This window comes from Siminovitchia jepli (genome assembly GCF_047228825.1).
Taxonomy (GTDB): Bacteria; Bacillota; Bacilli; order Bacillales; family Bacillaceae_C; genus Siminovitchia.
This window is the reverse complement of sequence record NZ_JBFEGN010000007.1, coordinates 21293-43707: the sequence shown is the minus strand read 5'-3', so window position 1 is coordinate 43707 and position 22415 is coordinate 21293. Positions and strand designations below refer to the sequence as shown.

Sequence of the window (22415 nt, the reverse complement as noted above, 5' to 3'; positions counted from 1 at the left end):
TCCCCCTCTTCATCCGTTCATGGTACCTATCTTATGAAAAACAAACCATTACGTGAAAACATCAGCACATCCAAAAAAGAATTGTACATATCGGAGGGCAAACTGCATGCCCAAAACGGACATTGAAATAGGGTGTTTTGTTGCAAAAAAGATCTCGATTAGACCTCGTTTTTCGTTTTTTTCAGCTTGTCACCGGAGGATTTTCCCCTGGTCGTCAGCAACACGCCGCCGATAACGGCCAGCGCCCCGGCAATTTGTGCCGCGGTGACTGTTTCCCCAAGCCAAAAATACGCGCCAATCATCGTAACGACAGGAAGAAAATTCAAGAATATGGACGCCCGTGATGGATCTAACATTTCCACTGCGCGGTTGTAAAAAATAAGCGCAAGAACAGACGGAAAAATGCCCAAAAATAAAAGCCCCCCAACATTGGGAACCGTAAAAACGGGTATCCCCGTAACAAACCATTCGATGACGAGAAAAGGCATCAGGAGGATAAGGGATAAGCCCGACATAACAAGCAAGGTGCCGTATAAAGGGAATAAATGCATATATTTCTTTACGGCGATTGTATATATGGACCATGCCAGCACAGCCCCGACCATGATGGCATCCCCAATATTCCAGCCGACCGCGGCAAGCTGCAGCACCTTGCCATTCATGACGACCCAGACTGCTCCTGCCAATGAAAGCAGAATGCCTGCCCATTGGAGAACTTTTAAACGTTCTTTTAACATATAGGTGCTCAAAATAACTGTTACAACTGGAATGACAGCTTCCATGACAGCCACCTTTGTAGAAGTCGTAAATTGCAGGGAACCGTATAAAAAGACGTTAAAAAGAGAAATGCCCGTCAAGGTCATGATCAGCAGCGGCTTTTTATGTTCCATCAATTCGGACCGGCGCCGCCAGGCCCCCGCAGCACCGACAGGGAATAACACAATAAAAGCCGTCAGAAGCCTGAAGAAAGTAATGGTAACTGGAGGCAATTCATTAATGGCTTTTCCTACAAGGATGTTTCCTGCGTAAAAAATCACGGTAAAAATCAATAATATGTAGGGATACATAAAGATGCCCTCCATTCTTTTTTTATGTAGGCAGCTTTTTATTTTATTCTATCAAAAAATGAAAAGCCCCGGGACCATTCAAGCCCCAAGACTAGTATATTATCAGGAAGCCAGCAGTGCACGTGCGATTCCAATAAAATATTCCGATTCACGTATAATGTGGTCCAGGACGACAACAGCCGTTTGATTTTTTGCAACAACATCACTGTCATTTTTTATCTGCAGGCATAACTCGATAAAACGTTCACTTTCCTCAAGGCAAAATGTTACAAGTTGAAGGACTTGCTGATACAATTGGACAGGAATATAGGAACCGGAACGGATGACAGATTCGATAAAACTGACAACTTGCTGATGGGTTTTGGATAGCGCTTTTTCCCATTCAAACAGCGCTTCGACGAATTCCGCCTCCAACCCTGTCACCAATTCCCGAATGACTACTGTATGTTCTTCTTCCTGGTGCTTCCAAAATTCCGCCTCATCCAATATACGCAGCGGCATTTGCGGGCCATAATAAAACTGCATGCCAAATCCCCTCCCATTTTCAATATATGGGAGGGGGACAACTATATTCTTCTAGTTGCTTATTTACGAAAAGAAAACTTTAAATATCCGGCTATCTGATCATAGCCCCTGTACTGCCAGGCGCGTAAATTTTCACCTTTCCAAAATCCTTCGTCTGTATTGTATACACATCTTTTTGCGGGTTTCCGAGAATTTCATATTCCAAACCCCCAAATTTTCCCGGGTTAAGAAATCCTTTTTCGTTTCCCTTTACCGGAGCTTTGTTCAGCGGATAGACGCGCCATGAAGAAAAAGTTTTGGATAGGATGAGGCGTTTTTTCTGTTTGGGCACTGCTGCATGCACGACATTTTCCAGCGGATTGATCCAGCTTCCCGGAATGCCTTTTTTGGTGGTTACATTAATCATGCCGTCCGAAATGTTATACACTTGGTAAGTTCCCGGTTTGACTGTTGTTTTTTTATTTTTGCGATGCTTGGCGTCAGATGCCGTTAAATAGCCGGGAACAGTTTTATTTACTTTATATGCCGGACCTGCCGCTTGCGTCTCTTTCTCGGGATCATAGGACTGGAGATAGGTTTCCGGGGATAAGGTGGATTGCTCCTTATTGACTTCCCACCCATAATTCGGCGAACTTTTTTTTCGGACTTCAAAGTGCAAATGGGAACCCGTTACTTGGCCTGTCGCCCCCTGATAACCGATGATTTGGCCCTTTTTAATGAACATTCCGGTTTTTACGGCCGTTCTGTCCAAGTGGGCATACAGTTGAGCCCGCCCGTTTTTATCCTTGATGACAACTACATTGCCGTAGCCTCCCAAACCGGTGCCGGCTTTTCCGGGTCCTGCAAACAAAACCGTTCCTTCCGTAAAGGCGGCAATAGGCGCCTTGTCCGCTTTGACCAAATCAATGCCGGCATGGAATTCCCTGCTCTGCCCCAATGGATTGATCCTCCAACCATAGGGCGATGTAACACGGTAACCCTCAAACACATATGCCATGCTATCAACCCCTTTACCATATGAAATCGTTTTTTCATAGAATAGCGTCGGCGGATGATATACAAAAATGTTCATTTTCCGCTTGTGCCATTCCTGTATGTGTTATATACATTTGCACAAAAAAAAGACACCTGGATTCAACTTGGACTCCAAGTGCCTTTTTTATGAAAACAATTGTTATTTCTCCAGCAACCAGACGTGCTGGCGCTCCCTTTTTTTCTCTTCCCCTTTATGGTTGATTGTGACCGTATAGGTTTTTAATTCCGGAAGAGTTTCACCTTTTTCCACTTCAATGCGCTGGCCGTTTTTTACTTTTCCCCCGCCGTGTCCAGCTTCTACATAAGTGCCAGCAACTGGTGCTGCTTCACCTGATTTAACAAATCTGCTCATGACAAAAACCTCTCTTTACATATATTGCAAAACATCAAATGTTATTATATCAAAAAACACGGCCAAAATGGATAGTGTAATGAAAAAAACCTTTTTTACATAGGTAATACTGCATCAGACATGTACAGGCTCAGACAAGCCAAGGGGGGAAAAGCCGCTTCAGGGCGGCTTCATCCTATTAGGCCTTTACCCATTCACCCTGAACGTTAACACCTGCATCAACCAACAAATTCAAAACAGGACACCTTTTTTCCACTTCCTTTTTTAAAGCGCCAATTTTCTCTTCACTTTCATCCGTTTTAATTTGTACCTTGTAGTGAACTGATTGAAAGTGCGGAGAAATTCCTTCCACTCCCTGCAGTCCCCGTAAATCCAGGACTCCTTCATTTTTAAATTCCACACCCTCATACGAAAATTGTTGTTCCTTTGCGATAAGGGCAATCATGACGGATGTGCAGCCGGATAAACCGCCCAATACCAATTCGACCGGATTTGGCCCTTCATCCGTTCCCCCGAGGCTTACTGGTTCATCCACGATTATTCTATTAAAATCTCTGATCAAAATGGAAGTTTGCAATCCTGTTTCCCATTTTCCGCTTGTGTTAACTTTCGTTAATTGTGCTGTTGCCATTTGTACCTACCTCTTTCATATTGAAATTTATTTTCCGTTTTTCAAATACTTGTCGATCAACCAAAATGCTTGCGAACATTCACACATATCGGGATGACCGAAATACTTACATGTTTTATTTAAATTCACTGTACCTTGTTCCGTGGCGGTCAATTGATTCCAGCAGTGCCAACTCCTCTTCTGTGAGGGGAGCAAAGTCGGTAAACTCTTCGTGCTTTTCCACTGCAAACCCCGTATTCTCTTGAATTTCTTCCAGAGAGCTGGTCGGAAAAATGGCATACAGACGCAGACGCTCATCCTCCTTGGATTTTTTAAAAATGCCAAGCGGAGTAATAACGAATTCTGTATTGCCCGCAGCTGTCACAACATCCAATTTTTCCACGAGACTTCGTTTGTCGTGGTTCGTTTTCCAAAGAATGCCTCTTTTGACGGTTGGAAGCAATGCCGCACTGCCGGCTCCGCCCGGCAAGCGTACTTTCGGCGTGTCGTATGTTCCGATTGCACTCAAGTTCAGCCGCCCGTACCCGTCTATTTGCGCTCCGCTCAAAAAAGCTGCATCAAGCCCGCCCCGGGCCGACAAATCGAAAATATCCGAAAGCGGAAAATCAGAAATCGATCCTTCCCGTAATCCCGGATCCGCAGAAGAATAGCTTGAAAAAGCTGAAGGCCAGGCGTCCACTCCACCAGGGATGCTCAGGTAAACCGCTTTTGGGGCATGCAGCTTTTTCGCCAGTTGAATCGCAACCGCAGGCATGGGGGAAGCGACGCCATGAAAGACGCGTTCGCCGTCTGCAATCAGACGGGCCATGGCAACCGTGATGTAATCGGCAGCTTGAACGTTAGACATAAGATACAGCCTCCTTTACTTTTTCTACGTACGCTTCAGAATCCTGTAAGTATTCGATCATTCCCGCTTTGTCGATGGAGTAATAAGGGGCACAGCTTCCGGGAGCCGCCCCGTTTTCGGCCAGAACGACATGCTCAACGAGGAAGCCGGGAACTTGTGGCCTGACAGTCCAGCTTTCGGAGTCAATCACTTTTTCGGCCGTAACGATCACTTTTTTGGCCGCCCGTACCATGATCAAGTCTTCAAATACGGCACCATCGATAAATGCATTTCCTTTTTCATCGGCAATGTTTACGTGAATCACCGTGTAATCCGGACGCAGCGCGGGAACTACAGCTGTTTTTTCACCCGTAAAAGGGCAGGTAACGCAGCGAACTTCTCCTGTAAGCTCGGGAAGCTCGCTTCCCTGGAATCCGTTGATCGGCTGGAAAGGCACGCCGTAAATGCTTGCCCTAAGACCTGCGATTACACTTGCGCACGCATGTTCATGTACCGTAATGTCTCCTTTTTGTACGCCTTTACGATAGCTTTGCGCCAATCCAAACATTTCAAAACCGATATACCCGCCATATACGGACTTCAGTGATTTGGCCGCTGCCAAAAGATCAACATCCAGGGCGCCGGCCGTCTTAATGACGGAAAGGTCCTTCTTTTCCTGGCGGATCAACTCTTTTACAAACGCCACCGGAGAACGGTGCAGCGCATTTCCGCCCAATGCCAGCAACGCACCGCTTTCAACGGCTGCAGCTGCTTCTTTTAAACTTGTTTGTTTTGACATCTGCTTTCCTCCTTCTTTTTTATGCGATGACAACTCCGTCGGGATCCAAAGTCCGCAATGTTTCCAGTTCCGCTGCTGTCGGCGGCTCCAAATAAGACCAGTCTGGGGCGATTTCAATCGGGAAGCTGCTGTTGGCCTGTACATCTTCCAGTGTGTGGCCTTCAAACAGGTGAAGCAGGGTCATTTTTTTCGTTTTTTCAGCAAATCCATACACACCAATCTGCGTAATGACGCGATAGGGCCCTGTATTGGCCGGCAATCCGGCTTTCGTGCGGCTGCCCGGCCCATTCAGATAGCCGGGGCTTGTTAAAAAGTCAAGTTGATAAACAAACTTTCTCTTATCCTGCCCCATGATTATGATTGTCCGTTCGCATAAAGAAGCGATGTCCGCACCCCCGCCGGAGCCGGGCAGTCTCACTTTCGGCTTTTCCCAATCACCGATTACCGTTGTGTTTAAATTCCCGTATTGATCGATCTGGGCACCGCCCAAAAATCCGTAGCGGATCCAGCCGGCCTGCGCGAGGCTCATCACATAGTCCATCGAACCGACCGTCACGCCGTTTTCATACGTCAATGACTCGCTTACTTGGATTGGCAGCCTTCCTGTCGGCTTCCCTCCGACCCCGCCGCCTTCATAAACGAGCAGCAAATCAGGTGCATGAGTATTCAATGCAAGGACCGAAGCAAGCAGCGGCATTCCCGTTCCCACATAAACGCCAGTATCCTTGGGCAGCAGACGTGATGCAGCAATAATCATTTTTTCTGTATCGTTTGCCATGTTTACCCTCTCCTTTTCGCCACTTTTGGATATGGCGCCAATTGATGTTCGATCTTTTCCAATTGCCTTAACTCACGGACGCCGCCGATTTTTTCCAAATACGCAAAGTGGTCTTCGCTGCCATATACGTATTCCTGCAAGTACTTGTCAACACCTTCTTCGCTGACGGACGCATCCAGCCAAATTTGCCAATGATCTTCATCAAAGGAATAAAGCCTTGGGACTTGATTCGGATGGGAACCATATGGCACTTCGACAACCGCATCAACAACGAAGTAAGGAATTTTCGTCAAGTCCGGACGGTTTGAAAATACTTCATCATGGACAATTTCTTCTGCTGTCACAAGAACAAACTTAGCCGCGTGCGCAATTTCAATATCTTCTGCGACATTACCCTCAATTTGGCAGTTTCCGTATTTGTCCGCACGATGGACATGGATAACTGCTACGTCCGGATAGCAGGCGGGCAGCAGCTCCACCGGCTCATTTGTAAAAGGGTCGATGATTGTTTTCGATCCGCTGTAATGCAAGGTATCCGTACCGAGTGATGACCGTGTCGGATAAAAAGAAAGACCTTTCATCGCAGCGGTAAAACGCCACTGGAAGCCGGCATTTGTTGTCTCGGATAACACTTTTAACCGCCCCGATTCAACTGCCCTCCTCGCCGGGAGTGACAATCCGCGCACTTCGTCCGCAAAACCGTAGGAAACCTCTGCTTTTGTGATGTTTCCCGCTGCCGCCAGCAATTGCCAGTCATGCTGTGATCCTTTCGTTCCGATCGTCAGATCCCCTGTTTTTTGGCGGATGATTTCATGCACCGCGGCAATCGGGTTGCGCACCGATCCCATGCCGCCGAAAACGATATAGTCTCCTGCTTTTACGCCCCGTGCCACTGCCTCTTTCAATGTCGTCGTCTTATCTTTTTTTACCAGTGATTTATGGTTTTTACGAAATTCTCTCATTTTGTCAGGATGCTCCCAACCATGGAGCTTTGATGAGAGTCCTTCTTTTACAATGGTTTGCGCCATGTTTTTCCTCCTTTTGAAAAATTATCTTTTATCCACTGCCCTTGACGCCCGGTCTCCGGCAAATTGGATCAATTGAACGAGAATGACCAGTATGATGACCGTTGCAATCATGACATCGTTTTGGAAACGGTAGTAGCCGAATCGAATGGCCAAGTCGCCGATTCCGCCCCCGCCGACGATTCCGGCCATCGCCGAATAGCTTAATAGACTGATCACCGTGACAGTAAGACCGGCAATCATCCCCGGTTTGGCTTCGGGAAGCAAGACATCTTTTATAATCAGCCACGGGGAAGCACCGCATGATTCTGCCGCTTCGATCACCCCTTTATCAATTTCGCGCAAAGATGTTTCCACCAGGCGTGCGTAAAAAGGGATGGCAGCGACGGTAAGCGAGACACTCGCGGCCGCCGGGCCCATCGTTGTTCCCAGGATCAATTTTGTAAATGGGATAAGGACAACGAGCAAAATGATGAAAGGAATGGAACGGATAATATTAATGATGCTTCCCGCCACGTGTTGCATGAAGCGGTTTTGCCAGAACATGCCTTCGCTTGTGACAAAAAGGGCGATGCCCAGCGGGACGCCGATCATAACCGCAAAAGCGACGGCAATTCCCATCATCCATGAAGTTTCCAGGAAGGCTTTTCCGAATTCATGCACCATCTCAAGCAACACCGGCGAGCACCTCCAATAGATTTGTCCGTTTCGTGATATAGTCAATCGCTTGCTGGACTTCCGCGTGATTGCCGGTCATTTCAATGATGAGTGTTCCCAGCGGACGGTCCTGAATGTAGGAGATTTGGCCATGAAGAATATTGGCAGATACATCAAATTGTCTTAATGTCTCCGAAATGACCGCTTCTTCGGCTGAATCGCCCTGAAAAATGATTTGAACAATCGTCCCCTTTCTGGCCGCAAGCAGTCTTTCAGGCAGTGCCAAAGAATGGACCGTTTGAACAAATTGTTTGGACAGAGCCGTTTTCGGATTGGCAAAAATATCATATACATCAGCCAATTCGACGACCTTGCCATTTTCCATGACGGCTACCCGATGGCAAATATCCCGGACCACTTCCATTTCATGTGTAATTAAAATAATGGTGATCCCAAGCGTTTCGTTGATTGTTTTCAACAGTTGCAAAATTGACTTTGTTGTTGTCGGATCAAGCGCTGAAGTAGCTTCATCGCACAGGAGTACTTTCGGTTCATTGGCCAGTGCCCGGGCGATGCCGACCCGCTGCTTTTGACCGCCGGATAGCTGGGCAGGATAGTGATCGCCGCGATCGGACAGCCCGACCATCTCCAACAGTTCCGGGACACGCTTCTTAATTTCTTCTTTCGTCTTGCCCGCCGCTTTTAATGAAAAAGCGATATTGTCAAAAACGGTTTTAGAACTGATCAAATGAAAATGCTGAAAAATCATGCCGATCTTTTGGCGTTCTTTCCGGACATCCCGATCCGACAATGCCGTCAAATCTTTGCCGTCGATCAAAATCTTTCCTTCTGTCGGCCTTTCCAGCAGATTCAAGCATCTGAGCAATGTGCTTTTCCCGGCACCACTGTAGCCAATAATCCCAAAGATCTCCCTCTGGCGAATGGTCAGATTGACATCATTGACAGCCGTCACATGTTTGTATCGTTTCGTCACATTTTCAATTCCGATCATTCATTTGCCTCCTTTTCCACTTGATAAGGCGGTTTTACGTACCCTTTTGCCTTCTTGTTTGTAAAGTCCAAAAATTTATCTGAGTGGTAAGCTTTCTCCAATGCTTTTGCGAATGGTTTATCAACATCTTCTTTTCTGAGCGTTACATAAATTAAATACCCTTCCGGTGTTTTTTCGATTTCAACCGCTTCATCCAGCTTCAATCCTGAAGCAAGCGCAAAGTTTCCGTTTATGAAAGCAAAATCTGTGTCTCCCAGTGAACGCGGTGTTTGGGCCGGATCGATTGGCTTGATTTTTAAATTGAGCTTATTTTCCACGATGTCTTTTTCAGAGACGACTGTTGGATCGGCCTCTTCATTCACTTTGATCAAACCGAAATCTGCAAGCATATTCAGGGATCTGGCCAAGTTGGTCGGATCATTCGGCATCGTCACGGTCATGCCTTCCTTTACATCATCCAAAGACGTATGCTTTTTGGAATAGAGGGCAATGGGAGCTGTCGGCACCGCATAAGGCGCAACCAGGTCCATGTCATGGTCTTTATTGAACTGCCCGAGGTATATTCTGTTCTGGAACAGGTTGGCATCTATTTCCCCTTCGTTTAAAGCGACATTGGGCTGAATATAATCATTGAACTCAACGATTTTCACTTTATATCCGTCCTTTTCAAGGATCGGGATAATGCCTTCCCGCAATTGGTCACTGTACGGACCTGCAGTTGCACCGATGGTAATTTCTTTCTTATCCTCGTTGGCTGCAGTGCTTCCGCACGCTCCTAACACCAACAGGCTGAAAATTAGACTAATGGTAAGCAATGTTTTTCTCATTCTGATGTTTCCCCTTTAATGATGAATTGTTAGTATTTAAACAGCGCCCTTCCGGACTCTTCCTTGAAGGAAGCGTATTTTTCCGGATTCTTTTTATCGTGATTCTGACGGGATGGAAAGGATCCGCTGCAAAATATTCGTAACAACGGGATACTTAAACCTCCCGCTATTTCCCGGCTTCCTTCTCGATTCCCCGGCAATTCTTCTTTGTTTTTCGGAATGATCACAAATAGCTGTCTGATAGGATGATCCGCTGCTTTTGAATGGGCCGCCCCCATCTGTTGGGTCAATTTGCTGCCAAAACGATCCAACTAACTTTTCATATAAAAATACTTGGTTATTAAACGAAATCTGTACTGCTTCCACATGGCCGATTAATCCCGGTGCATGCCTGTTCATACGTCGGGTTCTCAAACGTCCCGCCAGTATAACCGGAAACCACTTTCTCAATCCCCGGCTGAGTGTCAAATGGTTGGATCATGCACCAAAAACAGCCGCTCGCAAAGGTTGCAAAAGTTCCGCGTCAGACATGTTTATTCTCCTTTTTTCCATTTAAAAAACCCCTTGATCAACACAAATATGCCTTTAGCAAGCAAATTTGCGCAAATCAAGAGGCCTCCGGTTGTCCGGTCAGCTTCCCAGTATATTCATCATGTATCATGCTGGAAACCGCTTCTTTTCGATCCGGTTGATCTGAACAATTTTCCCTTCGTGAACCGTTATTTGCAGCTCACCGAAACGCAAATTGCCGAGGGCTTCCGCAATCACTTTCAACTTCTCGTTATCTACTTTTACTTTTTCCCCCATTCCTCTCAGCTCCTTTGATTGTAAATCGCCCGATATACAAGAAAAAGACCCCTTCACAATAAGAGGTCTCCGCTTTTAATTAGAATCATCAGCTTTGCCTCTTATATATCAGACTTTTAAAAAATCTGCTGGAATTGGCACCGTTTGAATATATAAAAGTATATTCAATGGTTGCCGAGGCTTCACCGGGCCAGTCCCTCCGCCTCTCTTCATAAGAGTATGAAATAATGAAATTGTCATTTGGAACGTTGAAACCTATTTTATTCCGAAATGTTTTGGCTGTCAACCAATTTTTTCAATTTTATTGCTTTGGGCCTCCAAACTTTTGTACCATTTTTTGCTATATGGCCCACGACGGTCGTTTCGTGTGCCCATTCCTTGATCATTTGAACTTACAACTAACCGCCAAAGGGTCATTTGTGCTGCCGTGAAGCCATCGGCCAATCTCTGAAAGAAAGTTTATCGGTACAACGACGTATCAGCTGTGGTGTGGTATAATCTATATCATTATTTTATCTAAGGGGATGCTCGAAATGGAATCATTGGCACATCAAAAAGACGGAATATTTCCTTCGGTCTGCTCTCTTGATTGTCCGGATCAATGCGGACTGCTTGTCCATAAAAAAGACGGGAAGATCGTAAAAATTGACGGAGATCCCAACCATCCCATAACGAAAGGAAGCATTTGCAACAAAGTGCGGAATATGGGAGCCCGCCTTTACGACGAAAAAAGATTAAAAACACCTTTAAAGCGTGTTGGAGAAAAGGGCGAAGGAAAGTTTATCCCGATCAGCTGGCAGGAGGCCATTGAGACGATTTCCGACCGCTGGAAAAAAATCATTTCGGAGGAAGGTCCGGAATCCATTTTGCCTTACAGCTTTTACGGAAATATGGGCAGGATTCATTCAGAAGGAATGGACAGGCGCTTTTTTCATCGTCTCGGTGCGAGCCAGTTGGAGCGGACGATCTGTTCGGATGCCGGAGCTGTGGGATATAGGTATACGATGGGCAGCAGTTTTGGCACGGATCCCGAAGAAATGACGGAAACAAAATTGTTTGTTTTTTGGGGAATCAATGCTGCAAGTACGAATATGCACCAGGTAATGATCGCACAAAAAGCGAGAAAGCAAGGGGCAAAGCTCGTTGTCATAGATGTCCATAAAAACCGGACCGGCCGCATGGCGGATTGGTTTATTCCGGTTATTCCGGGAACCGATGCGGCATTGGCGCTGGGCATCATGCATGTATTATATAAAGAAAATTTAGTAGACCGGGAGTTTTTAACAGAATATACAGTAGGGTACGAGGAACTGGAGCACCATGTAAAGCAATATGACCCTCAAGTTGTCTCTGGCATTACAGGAGTTCCGGCGGAAGATATTTATAAACTTGCCCGTCTGTACGGTTCCACTGCCCCCTCCATGATCCGGATCGGCAACGGGCTTCAGCACCATGACAATGGCGGCATGATTGTCAGGACCATTGCCTGTCTTCCGGCTTTAACGGGCCAATGGCTGCTGAAAGGCGGAGGAGCAGTGAAATCAAACTCGGCTTACTTGAATTACAACACGAGGGCATTGCAACGGCCGGATCTGCAAAAAAAGCCAACCCGCTCGATTAACATGATTCAATTGGGGCAAGCCCTGTTAGAGACGGAAAACCCGATCCGATCCTTATTTGTATATAGCAGCAATCCTGCCGTCGTTGCTCCGGATTCCGTCAAAGTCAGAAAAGGATTGCTGCGTGATGACCTCTTCATGGTCGTCCATGACTTGTTTTTGACGGAAACGGCGGCGTATGCGGATATCGTATTGCCGGCAACGTCCTCCTTTGAAAATACGGATATATATACATCTTACTGGCATCTCTATTTGCATTTACAGGAGCCGGTCATTCCTCCTTATGGAGAAAGCAAGTCGAATGCGGAAGTGTTCAGGCTGTTGGCGGCAGTAATGGGATTTGATGAAGAAGCTTTTAAAGACAGTGATGAAGACATGATCCGCCAGGCGATCAGTGATGTGCCAAATCCTTATTTTCCTGACATTACATTGAAAGAACTTAAAGAAAAACGCTTTGTCAAAGCACGTACTCCGGAAAACCGTTTGAAGCGTTTGAACACACCGAGCGGAAAAATTGAATTGTATTCGAAAAGGATGGAACTGGATGGGCACCCGCCGCTGCCGACGCACATACCGTTGAAAGAGGAAAATTCGGACTATCCTTTTCTATTCGTGCCCGGCCCGAACCATAACTTTTTAAACTCCACTTTTTCCAATAACGAAAAACATGTCAGATTGGAAAAATCACCGCAGCTGTTCATCAACCAGGAAGACGCGCTGCGGCTTGGCATTGAAAACGGTGATTGGGTCCGCATCTGGAATGACCGGGGAGAATGTGAATTGCCGGCATCTGTCGGGGATCAGGTTCTTCCAGGCGTTCTGGTCACCCAAGGCCTCTGGGCCGATGCCCATGGAGCAAAACGGCTTGTGAATGCCTTGACACCGGACCGGGAAGCTGACATGGGCGGCGGCGCCGTGTTTTTCTCAGGAAAGGTAAATGCAGAGAAGGTGGCTGCAGGAGATCAACTGAAGACTGGTAAAGAATGGAGTAAAGCATAAGTGCAAAGAATGATGCCCTTGGTTTCAAGGCTGATCAGGCACCAAGGGCTTTTTACAATGCAATGCCTCTTTCCAACCGGACACTACAGGTTTCCAAAAAGCTTTTTCATATACGCAGTTACGGCGTCTTCCCATTTTTTCTGCCAATTCAAACGAAAGAAGCTTGCCCCGGTTCTGCGTGCAAAAAAATCTTCGGGCGTCATTGCCATTTCGTACAGCACAGCGTAATGAACAAGCAATTTAATTGCCAACGGCAGTTCTTCGTCCGGCAGAACTTTTTCCTTCATCGATGCAACCATATCTGCGTTTGTTCCATATACCGCCGCAATTGTTCGTGCCTCCTCTTGACGAAGGCCAATTTCCCGAAGTTTTCGGCTTCTCTCATCAATAGACTTTTCATATTCGGCCGGATTCGTAAAATGTCCGCCGGAAAGGCGAAGATTTCTTGTTACGCATGGTCCGCTTTGAATCCCCTCTTGCTCAAGCTGTTTTGCCAGCATATCTGTTGCCGTTTCAGCCATTTTTCTGTAACCGGTCAGCTTCCCTCCCACAATCGTGATTAATCCGGTATCTGACACCCAAATTTCGTCTTTGCGGGATATCTCGGACGGCCCTTTGCCTTTTTCCTGAATGAGCGGTCTGACTCCGGCCCATCCAGATTCAATGTCATCTTTCGTTATTCCAAGTTCCGGGAACATAAACCGGATGCAAGACATTAAATAATCCTTGTCTTCCTCTGTAATCGGAGGATTTTTCAGGTCACCATTAAAAAAAGTATCCGTTGTGCCAACATACGTTTTTCCGTCTCTCGGAATCGCAAATACCATCCGGCCGTCAGGTGTATCAAAATAGACTGCCTGCCTGAGCGGGAATTTTTCCTTATCCATAACGATATGCACACCTTTGGTATGTGTAAGGCCCTTCCCTTTTATCTTTCTGTCTTTTTCAATCATCTTCTCCACCCATGGCCCTGTTGCATTGACAACCTTTCGGCCTGCTGCTTCATATATTGTATTTGTAAACACATCTCGCACCTTAACACCTGAAACTTTTCCGCCTTCATAAAGGAAGCCTTCGGCCTGCGTATAATTCAGCAGGTCAGCCCCCTCTTCAAAAGCCTTCTTTGCCACTTCCATTGTCAGGCGGGCATCGTCCGTCCGATATTCAACATAATAGCCGCTTCCAAGGAGACCATCTTTCTTTAAAAGCGGCTCCTTCGCAAGGGTTTCTTCCCGTGTCAACATTTTGCGCCGTTCATTCTTTTTGACTCCGGCTAAAAAATCATATACCCGCAGTCCTGCAGAAGTTGAAACCTTTCCAAATGTCCCTTTTTTATAGATCGGCAGCAGCATCCATTCCGGATGCGTCACATGGGGTGCATTTTCATAAACAATCGCCCGCTCCTTTCCGACCTCTGCAACCATCTTTATTTCAAACTGCTTCAAGTACCGCAGTCCTCCGTGGACCAGCTTTGTCGACCTGCTCGATGTACCCGCTGCAAAATCCTGCATCTCCACGAGAAGGGTCTTCAGCCCCCTTGTCACACAATCAAGTGCGATGCCCGTTCCTGTTATACCGCCTCCTACAATGATCACATCGTATTTGGTTTCACCGAGATGCTCCATCAATTGTTTTCGTTCCTTAAATGAAAATGTTCCCATTTAAAATCCTCCATATAATAAAGGCCATTTACAATCACCCCGTTTGAAAACGGGGGACTGCAATGGCCCTTTCTCAGAATCTCTGACCTTATATTATATTTTGCACAAAACAGTTATGTGATAAACTTAAACTATCAACAAAGAAGGGTGTGATTTGGAATATATGAGAATCGAAGACATGGTTGAATCACAAATTATTGCTTCAGTCAAAAGTGAAGCAGACCTGGATATAGCGTTAAAAAGCAACGTGAATATCGTTTTCCTGCTCACGGGCAACCTCTTATCTGCGGAACATTACATTACCCGTCTGAAAGAAGCGGGAAAACATGTTTTTCTCCATCTCGACTTTATTGATGGCCTTTCCAATTCCCGCAGTACGGTTAACTTTATTGCAGAGGCATGGAAGCCGAAAGGAATCATAACCACAAAAGGCAGCATGGTCAAATTCGCCAAAGAAATGGGCCTCATGACCATTCAACGGATCTTTCTTCTGGATCGCAGCGCCTTATACAAAGGGATTGAAATGGTCAAATCATGCAGTCCCGATGCTGTCGAAATCATGCCGGGTATTTTGCCGAAAATTGTTGATCGGCTTACAATCGAGCTTCCTTATCCCATTATCGCCGGTGGCCTTGTCTCTGAACTCCAGGAAGTACATGACGCCCTGAAAGCCGGAGCACTCGCAGTATCTTCCGGAAATCCTGCTATGTGGAATTACGACTTGTAAATGATGACCATCAATCTTTAAGCCAATCATTTTATTCAATCTGATCAATATCCTTCACGCTGGAGAGTGTATATTTGGGACTGTCCGCTGCCCTTTCCAGCATCGATGAATTCGTGATTCCCGTCATGACAAGAACAGAATTCATCCCTGCTTCATTCGCCATCCGAATATCCGTCTCTAGCCGGTCCCCAACCATGTACACGTTTTCTGCGGGAAGCCGAAGAACTTTATCCAATACATAGCTGGCCATAAGGGGGGATGGCTTTCCCGTAACTATTGTGACCGTTTCTCCTGTGGCCCCTTCAATGGCGCCAATCATCGCACCGCAATCGGGGATTTCTCCTTCTTTAATCGGGCAAGTCCTGTCCGGATTCGTTGCAATGATTTTTGCACCATTTCTCCATGCCTGAAAAGCGCTGTTTAACTTATCATAATCAAAATTTCGATCCCAACCGATAACGACATGGGAGGCATGTTGCGGATCCTTCGTAATACTGATCTCTTCTTCCGCCAGCTCGTCAAACAACGGCTCCTCCCCAATAACATAAGCTGTATCCCCCGCCTCCATGTTATCTTTTAAATATTTTGCCGTTATAAAATTGGAATTAATTACTTCGTCTAAAGTGACATCTACCCCAAGCGACTTGAGCTTTTCAACATAATCAATCCGGCGCGCTATCGACTTGTTTGTCAGAAAAATTACACGATCACCACGGGATTTCAGCCTATGGATGGCGTCAGCTGCTCCTTCAATCATTTCATTATCGACATAGATCGTTCCATCCAGGTCGAAGATAAACCCTTTCATACTGTCACTCCTGTAGTCTACTATAGCTTCTTTTGCCCGAGTCGGTTTGCAAGTGCCTGTAACAGAAGCACAAGGACAACCAATACAACAGACATGGCTGCGGCCGTATAATATTCTCCGCGCAAGATATTTTGGAAGATCGCCAAACTCATTGGCGCCCATTCGGCCGGGGCGAGCAGGATTGAAACACTTGCTTCCTTAATAACGGTAACAAAAACAAGAACTGATCCAGCCGCTATTCCCGGAAGCATAAGCGGTCCTATAATCGTCATTGCAGCTGTAAGCTGTGTGGCCCCGAGATTAATGGCAGCTTCTTCGATGTCCTGCTTGATGGCACGCATTGTTCCCATCGTCGACCGTATCATGTATGGGAGTCGCCTAATCGCATATGCGATAATAAGCAGGATGGCTGTTCCAGTTAATTGAAGCGGAGCAGTATTAAACGTTTGAATAAGCGCAATGCCAAAGGCAATCCCTGGAACAACCAACGGGATTGACACGATGAAGTCCATCGAAGAAGAATGTTGGCGGACAACGAAATACGAAACGAAAGTTGAAATAATAACACTGAGCACAAGCGCGCCCAACGCCAGAATAATGCTGTTTTGAATATTCCCCAACGAAGTTGAGAAAATCGTTTTATAGTGCTGCAGTGTATACCCGTTCGGCAGCGGATCTTTTCCCCACGTTGTGGCAAAAGACTGGATGGCTATTGAAATCATCGCCAGCAAAGGAACGAGCACAACAAGCATGGAATAAATCGCAAGTGTCCAATTTAATAGTTTATTTTCACTAAGCTTTTGCTGCTTCGGCTTTCCTGAAACCGTTCCGTAATTCTTTCCTTTTGTAAACAAATGCTGCAGCCAAAAAAAGAAGCCGGCTACAAGCACCATAACGACGGTTAAAATGGCTGCCCCTCCCCAGTTGAAAAAACCGGCCATTTCACGGTAAGCTTCTACGACAAGCAAATTTGTTTCTTTTGGAGCCAAAATGATCGGGGTGCCAAAATCTGAAAAACTTACAGTAAAAATAAGCAGCGCACTTGAAATAATGCCAGGCAATGCAAGCGGAAACGTTACAAACGCGAAGGTGAAAAAGTTTTTCGCACCAAGATTTTGCGAGGCTTCTTCCAAGCTCAAATCACTTACCTTAAACGCGGCAACGAGCGGCCAAAGTGCATATGGAAAAAAGAAAAAAACCTGAACGAGTACGATCCCTGACATGGAATACGGATCAATCAACATCCCTTCTCCGCCAAGCGCATTATAAATCTGGGTAACCCAGCCTGAGCGGCCAAGCATGATAATGAATGCATACGCAGAAATAAAGGTCGGTACAATAAGCGGAACCATACATAATGCTGATATCGTTTTTTTGAATGGCATTTTGGTACGTGCAATGCCGTAAGCGAGCGGAATGCAGACGATAGTTACTATAATCGTTACTAAAAATGAAAGCAGTAAACTATTTTTCAATGCAGCAAAGTAACTCTTTGTTGTAAATATCTTTTTATAATGATCAAAAGAAGCCCCTTTAAGTTTCTCCACCGTGGAACTGAACGTAGCCGGATCGGTAAGCGAGCCAAGCAGATTGATGGGCTGTCCGGTAAAACTGACGAGAATAACGGAAATAAGCGGAAGAATCAAGAATAGTCCAAAGAATATATAAATCAGGACTTTCACGACCGTAAGGCCATTAAATCCCCCTTTCATATTTTTCATATCAATAGCACCCTCTCGTGTTCTACCGTAAGTTTCACCTTTTTTCCTTCTTCAAAAATGCCTGTTCCGGCTGAATACGTTGTATCAACAATGAGCTGATAGCTTCCGACTTGAACGTCATATCGGACGATTGAACCAAGATATGTGGCCATGATAACCGTTCCCTGAATAACGTTTTTATTATCTCCGTGTACTGTTTTATTTGCATCAGCCACCTTCACATGCTCAGGCCGAATAATGACATCTACCTCGGTTTTATCCGTCCCGTTTGAGGAACGCAACACGAACCCGTCCCCTTTTACAACTGTCAATCCGTTCTCTTTTCCATCAACTGTAGCTTTGAGAATATTGGACGTTCCAACAAAATCTGCAATAAATGATGTCGCCGGTTGACTATATAGATCTGTCGGTGTTCCAACTTGGATAACCTTCCCATGATCCATAACCGCAATTCGGTCCGCCATACTCATTGCTTCCTCCTGGTCATGCGTAACAAAAATGGTTGTAATTCCAAGATCCTGTTGAATGGAGCGGATTGTATTCCGCATCGAGTGGCGAAGCTTTTGGTCGAGATTGGAAAGCGGCTCATCCATCAGAAGCACGGCCGGCTCCATGACTAGTGCCCGCGCCAATGCGACACGCTGCTGCTGGCCTCCGGAAAGCTCACTCGTCAAGCGATCTGCATACTGGTCGAGTTCAACATAACGAAGCATTTCCATTACTTTGTTTTCAATATCCTTTGGGGACTTTCCAAGCCGTTTTGATAAAAGGCGTGCGTATATCGGAAGTTTTGCAAACAATTTGCTAGCATTCAACAGCTTAATATTCAAGCTGTATGCAACGTTGTCAAAAACGTTCATATGCGGAAATAAGGCATAGCTTTGAAACACCATCCCGCAATTTCGCCTGTTGGCCGGAATCCCTTTCATCTCGCGATCACCTATGTAAATAGAACCACCTGTAGGAACCTCGAATCCCGCGATACATCTCATTGTCGTAGTCTTGCCGCAACCCGATGGTCCGAGAAGGGCGAAAAATTCGCCTTCCCGAATATCGAGGTTGATATCATCCAAGGCAGTAACATCCCCGAACTTCTTTGTTAAACTTTTGATTTTAACTGACCCCATTGTTCGTTCATCCTTTTACTGAAATTTATCTTTCCATTCATTCCGGATACGGTCATAGTTTTCATTCACCCAGTCAATATCAAGATCAACCGCATGTGATTTTACGTTATCCAAAGTAAGTGGTGTTTTAGATTCTACTTCAGGGTTAATTGGAATATGGTACCAATTTGCCAATACTTCCTGCCCTTCTTTAGATAGAAGAAAATCAATAAACTTTTTGCCGCCCTCCTCGTTCGGACCCCCTTCAACAACCGATACAGGGTTAACAAGAATGGGGGTTTTATCAGGAACAACAAAATCAACACTTTCGCCCTTGGCTTTTAATTCATACGCCATGAAGTCGAAACCTACTCCAATATGGGCTTCCCCCATAGATACCGCTTTTGTAGGAGCTGAACCTGAATCCGGCATAGAGTTTGCCTGCTCAGCAAGTTTCTCAAAATACTTCCAAGCTTCGTCTTCTCCCTTTTGCATCATCTGGCTCATAACCATTAAGGTAGCTGTGCCGGAAGCTGCTGGATTGGAGAATTGGATTTTTCCTTTCCATTTCGGATCAAGTAAATCTTCCCAAGTTTTTGGTGCTTCTTCTTCGGAGACAAGTTCAGTGTTATAGGAAAATCCAAGTACAAAGATTTCCACACCGACATATTTGCCATCCTCATGCTTCACTTTTATTCCGTCTTCAACGACATCCCAATCAGCGGCAAAATCTGGCACATAGGATCCGATGATTCCTTTATCCACCGCAGCCTCGAAAGGAAGAATACCTCCACCGCCATACCAAACGTCGGCCTTCGGGTTATCCTTCTCCGCCATCATTTGATTGACAAGAACATTTGTACCTGCATAGTGCACGTCCACTGTCTCATCATTTAGTTCTTCATACTTTTGCTTCAATTCTTTCGTCATATCTGGTGTTTCAGGCGAATAGAGCGTTATGCGCCCATCGCCCTTCTCGCCGCCTTCCCCCGATCCCGACGAATCACCTGCACACCCTGCCAACATGACAGCAGCCAAAAAAACACTCGCCACGAATCCTATTACCTTTTTCACTTCGTTCCCCCCCTGATAAGTTTGATAACTAAGACAAAAAAATGAGATAAACGTACTGAAAGAAACCCCGCTTACTCGTAAGGGTTTTCAATTCAGGCGTTCATCTCATCGTCTCTGCCTTATATTAGATTTATATTTATTATACTCTATTTCTATAAAACATCAAGTACAAATTCAGAAAAAAAGAATACTTGGCATTGTTGACAATTTTTTATTTTGTTCACTTATTCACAAGCAATTGCAGCCTTGCAGGGAAATCATCCAACAAATCCCAACGTTTTTAAAAAGAATATCCGAAACAAGGGGCTCGTCCCTCGTTTCGGAATGTTTACTTGTTTCATATTCTTCTTGATAAAAGAATGTATCCCTTCTTTTCTCTATCCCCAATAAGTTAATGTGCGTTTTTTCATCGCTTCTCTGTATTGGGCGGTTGACTTCGGAAGCAGTTCGTTTGTCTTTTGATCAATAATAATGCCGTAATGACGGATCAGATCCAATAGATCCACTTCACCATTATGATATTTTTCCATGACGTTTTCCGGGTCTTCTTCCAGCCATTTTTTGCGGTTAAGTCTAATATACTCCCGTGCATTTTCTGTTGCTTCTTCATCGATTTCAAAGAGATCGATTTCCCTGTCAATTTCCTTTATGACGACACCATAATCTTTCTTCGCTCTTTCAATGGACACATAGCCGTCAATGACATCTTCAAGCACATCTTGCGGATCTCTTTTAAGTGGATCGCCGAGACCGCCGCCGCCCGCAGATGGTCTTGTGAATTCATCCCCTTTTTTTACTTTTACATTGGAAAAAATCGTTCCAAGGAATTCGCTGCCTGCTTCACCTCTCATCAGTTGAACGCCATGCGGAGTGGAGGGTAAGCCGCCGAAGATTCCCCACGTTACGGAGCGGGAGCGGTCACAGCAGTAAGACATCACAGCATCGTCTGCTTCCGTCAGGATACCGCCTTTTTCCACGCCGCAGCCGCCGCGGAATTTTCCAGGGCCGCCGGAATCAGTGACAATTTCATGTTTCGTCGTAATGACGGGAGACAGACGTTCCTGCCCTTCACATGGCTGAATGCTCAATCCGACGCCGAACACAGGGGATAAGGCATTCGCTCCATCTTTTGTGCTGCGGCCGCCATGGCCTCCGGCCATCCAATCATACCACATGAAATAGTTGTTATAGCCTTCCCGTTTGTCATCTCCGCCAATGAGAAGGTACTCCAGGTTGAAAGAGCAGGCAAGGGCGCGCTCAGGCATAATCTGTGACCATAATTCAAAGCACGCATTCATGATTTTTTCATACGCTCCCGAACAAAACCCAGTGACAGCCACCGGCCAGCAGGCATTGACGACTGTATTTTCCGGCAGATCCACATGGACAACCCGGTAAAATCCGGAGTTGAGCGGAATATCAGGGAAAAATGTTTTCGTACCTGCGTATGCCGCCGACATGGATGAACCGAAAGCCGAATTCAAGAAGCAGCCGATCGATTGATGGGAGCCGGAAAGATCGTAAAGAATTTCATCGTCCTTAATCGTCATTTTGACTTTAATCGGAATAAGCCCGTCGCCCACTTCAGGATCCATGTCAATATAATCAGTTGTTTCCCACACGCCATCCGGAAGCTCTTTTACCTTCACACGGGTTAAGCGTTCCACATAATTTTGGACTTCTTCAAATGCTGTCAGAATGGTATCCAGTCCATATTTTTCGATCAGTTTGATTAACTGTCTTTCTCCCGTTTTGGTCGCTTCCGCCTGGGAACGCAGATCCCCGAGCCGCTCTTCGGGTACACGCATGTTGGCAACGAGCAAATGAGCCACATCATGTAAATATTCCCCTTTGCTCCAAATTCTGAGCGGAGGAATCCGGACCCCTTCCCCATAATGGGTTTTGGCGTTGACATCAAAAGATCCTGGCGTGGATCCGCCCATATCTGCCCAGTGGCCGTTTACCTGCATAAAAGCAATTAATTGGCCATCGTAAAAAACAGGACGGATAATCCGCGTATCATTAAAATGGGTCCCCCCTCGATACGGATCGTTGATAATAAATATATCTCCGGGATGAATATCGTCCCCGAAATCCTCAATAACCGCTTTCGCTGTTAAATGCAATGTCCCAACGTGTACGGAAATATCCTGAGTTCCCTGCATTACGGTGTTTCCTTGGGCGTCACAAAGCGCAGAACTGAAGTCGCGGTTGTATATGACAAATGAATAACAGGTTCTCAATACTTGCTCTGACATTTGGTCGACCAAATTGACAAAGCCATTTTTTAAGACTTCAAACGTTACCGGATCTAATTTTGTATCCACTTTCAACATGATATCGCTCCCTCTCTTCGGTA

The 22415-nt window shown here is 45.8% G+C and carries 21 protein-coding genes, 1 pseudogene and 1 riboswitch; of the genes and pseudogenes, 2 read left to right on the top strand and 20 right to left on the bottom strand.

All coding sequences use genetic code 11. The annotated features are described in order from the left end of the window. Window positions 1-158: 158 nt before the first annotated feature. The 14 genes and pseudogenes from AB1L08_RS05350 to AB1L08_RS05285 form a co-directional block, all read right to left on the bottom strand. Complete coding sequence (locus AB1L08_RS05350) at window positions 159-1067, bottom strand: DMT family transporter (RefSeq protein ID WP_413063630.1); 909 nt, start codon at window positions 1065-1067, stop codon at window positions 159-161. A 102-nt stretch (window positions 1068-1169) separates the two neighbouring features. After that, window positions 1170-1592 (bottom strand): DUF2935 domain-containing protein, encoded by a 423-nt coding sequence (locus AB1L08_RS05345; protein ID WP_413063629.1) that lies wholly within the window; start codon window positions 1590-1592, stop codon window positions 1170-1172. Window positions 1593-1683: 91 nt separating this feature from the next. Further along, window positions 1684-2589: a M23 family metallopeptidase gene (locus AB1L08_RS05340; protein ID WP_413063628.1), complete on the bottom strand. Its 906-nt coding sequence runs from the start codon at window positions 2587-2589 to the stop codon at window positions 1684-1686. Window positions 2590-2766: 177 nt separating this feature from the next. Further along, complete coding sequence (locus AB1L08_RS05335; RefSeq protein ID WP_413063627.1) at window positions 2767-2979, bottom strand: YjzC family protein; 213 nt, start codon at window positions 2977-2979, stop codon at window positions 2767-2769. Between the two features lie 178 nt (window positions 2980-3157). After that, the gene (locus tag AB1L08_RS05330; RefSeq protein WP_413063626.1) at window positions 3158-3610 is read right to left on the bottom strand and encodes an OsmC family protein; all 453 of its coding nucleotides are present in this window, start codon (window positions 3608-3610) and stop codon (window positions 3158-3160) included. A 115-nt stretch (window positions 3611-3725) separates the two neighbouring features. Next, window positions 3726-4457 carry a CoA-transferase subunit beta gene (locus AB1L08_RS05325; protein ID WP_413063625.1) on the bottom strand — a complete coding sequence of 244 codons (732 nt, stop codon included), beginning with the start codon at window positions 4455-4457 and terminating at the stop codon, window positions 3726-3728. Next, on the bottom strand, window positions 4450-5235 hold the full coding sequence (locus AB1L08_RS05320; RefSeq protein ID WP_413063624.1) for a CoA transferase subunit A: 786 nt from the start codon (window positions 5233-5235) through the stop codon (window positions 4450-4452). The genes AB1L08_RS05325 and AB1L08_RS05320 overlap by 8 nt, the downstream gene beginning before the upstream one ends. 19 nt (window positions 5236-5254) lie before the next feature. Further along, window positions 5255-6013: a CoA-transferase subunit beta gene (locus AB1L08_RS05315; protein WP_413063623.1), complete on the bottom strand. Its 759-nt coding sequence runs from the start codon at window positions 6011-6013 to the stop codon at window positions 5255-5257. Window positions 6014-6015: 2 nt separating this feature from the next. Then, on the bottom strand, window positions 6016-7041 hold the full coding sequence (locus tag AB1L08_RS05310; protein ID WP_413063622.1) for a CoA transferase subunit A: 1026 nt from the start codon (window positions 7039-7041) through the stop codon (window positions 6016-6018). Between the two features lie 21 nt (window positions 7042-7062). Further along, entirely contained in the window at window positions 7063-7704 is a 642-nt protein-coding gene (locus AB1L08_RS05305) for a methionine ABC transporter permease (protein WP_413063676.1), read from the bottom strand. A gap of 1 nt (window position 7705) precedes the next feature. Beyond that, window positions 7706-8707: a methionine ABC transporter ATP-binding protein gene (locus AB1L08_RS05300; RefSeq protein WP_413063621.1), complete on the bottom strand. Its 1002-nt coding sequence runs from the start codon at window positions 8705-8707 to the stop codon at window positions 7706-7708. After that, on the bottom strand, window positions 8704-9534 hold the full coding sequence (locus tag AB1L08_RS05295; RefSeq protein ID WP_413063620.1) for a MetQ/NlpA family ABC transporter substrate-binding protein: 831 nt from the start codon (window positions 9532-9534) through the stop codon (window positions 8704-8706). Before AB1L08_RS05295 ends, AB1L08_RS05300 begins: the two co-directional genes overlap by 4 nt. A 29-nt stretch (window positions 9535-9563) precedes the next feature. Next, window positions 9564-10015, bottom strand: a pseudogene (gene msrA, locus AB1L08_RS05290) (peptide-methionine (S)-S-oxide reductase MsrA). A 176-nt stretch (window positions 10016-10191) separates the two neighbouring features. Further along, entirely contained in the window at window positions 10192-10341 is a 150-nt protein-coding gene (locus AB1L08_RS05285) for a YezD family protein (RefSeq protein WP_413063619.1), read from the bottom strand. A gap of 98 nt (window positions 10342-10439) precedes the next feature. Continuing rightward, a riboswitch (SAM riboswitch) is annotated at window positions 10440-10559 on the bottom strand. A 315-nt stretch (window positions 10560-10874) separates the two neighbouring features. Between AB1L08_RS05285 and AB1L08_RS05280 the strand changes: the two genes are divergently transcribed. Next, the gene (locus AB1L08_RS05280; protein ID WP_413063618.1) at window positions 10875-12959 is read left to right on the top strand and encodes a molybdopterin-containing oxidoreductase family protein; all 2085 of its coding nucleotides are present in this window, start codon (window positions 10875-10877) and stop codon (window positions 12957-12959) included. An 83-nt stretch (window positions 12960-13042) separates the two neighbouring features. Here AB1L08_RS05280 and AB1L08_RS05275 read toward each other — a convergent pair whose 3' ends face one another. Further along, window positions 13043-14620, bottom strand: a complete 1578-nt coding sequence (locus tag AB1L08_RS05275; protein WP_413063617.1) for a glycerol-3-phosphate dehydrogenase/oxidase — start codon at window positions 14618-14620, stop codon at window positions 13043-13045. Window positions 14621-14783: 163 nt separating this feature from the next. On the opposite strand from AB1L08_RS05275, the gene AB1L08_RS05270 reads away from it, so the two are divergent. Then, on the top strand, window positions 14784-15347 hold the full coding sequence (locus AB1L08_RS05270; RefSeq protein WP_413063675.1) for a glycerol-3-phosphate responsive antiterminator: 564 nt from the start codon (window positions 14784-14786) through the stop codon (window positions 15345-15347). A 31-nt stretch (window positions 15348-15378) separates the two neighbouring features. Here AB1L08_RS05270 and AB1L08_RS05265 read toward each other — a convergent pair whose 3' ends face one another. From AB1L08_RS05265 to AB1L08_RS05245, 5 genes are all read right to left on the bottom strand, one after another. Then, on the bottom strand, window positions 15379-16155 hold the full coding sequence (locus AB1L08_RS05265; protein WP_413063616.1) for an HAD-IIA family hydrolase: 777 nt from the start codon (window positions 16153-16155) through the stop codon (window positions 15379-15381). Between the two features lie 20 nt (window positions 16156-16175). Further along, window positions 16176-17876, bottom strand: a complete 1701-nt coding sequence (locus AB1L08_RS05260; RefSeq protein ID WP_413063615.1) for an ABC transporter permease — start codon at window positions 17874-17876, stop codon at window positions 16176-16178. After that, window positions 17873-19003 (bottom strand): ABC transporter ATP-binding protein, encoded by a 1131-nt coding sequence (locus AB1L08_RS05255; protein WP_413063614.1) that lies wholly within the window; start codon window positions 19001-19003, stop codon window positions 17873-17875. Before AB1L08_RS05255 ends, AB1L08_RS05260 begins: the two co-directional genes overlap by 4 nt. Before the next feature lie 15 nt (window positions 19004-19018). Further along, window positions 19019-20008 (bottom strand): ABC transporter substrate-binding protein, encoded by a 990-nt coding sequence (locus tag AB1L08_RS05250; protein WP_489686519.1) that lies wholly within the window; start codon window positions 20006-20008, stop codon window positions 19019-19021. Window positions 20009-20433: 425 nt separating this feature from the next. After that, window positions 20434-22392, bottom strand: coding sequence for a hydantoinase B/oxoprolinase family protein (locus AB1L08_RS05245; protein ID WP_413063612.1), 1959 nt, complete (start codon window positions 22390-22392; stop codon window positions 20434-20436). Between the last annotated feature and the right edge of the window lie 23 nt (window positions 22393-22415).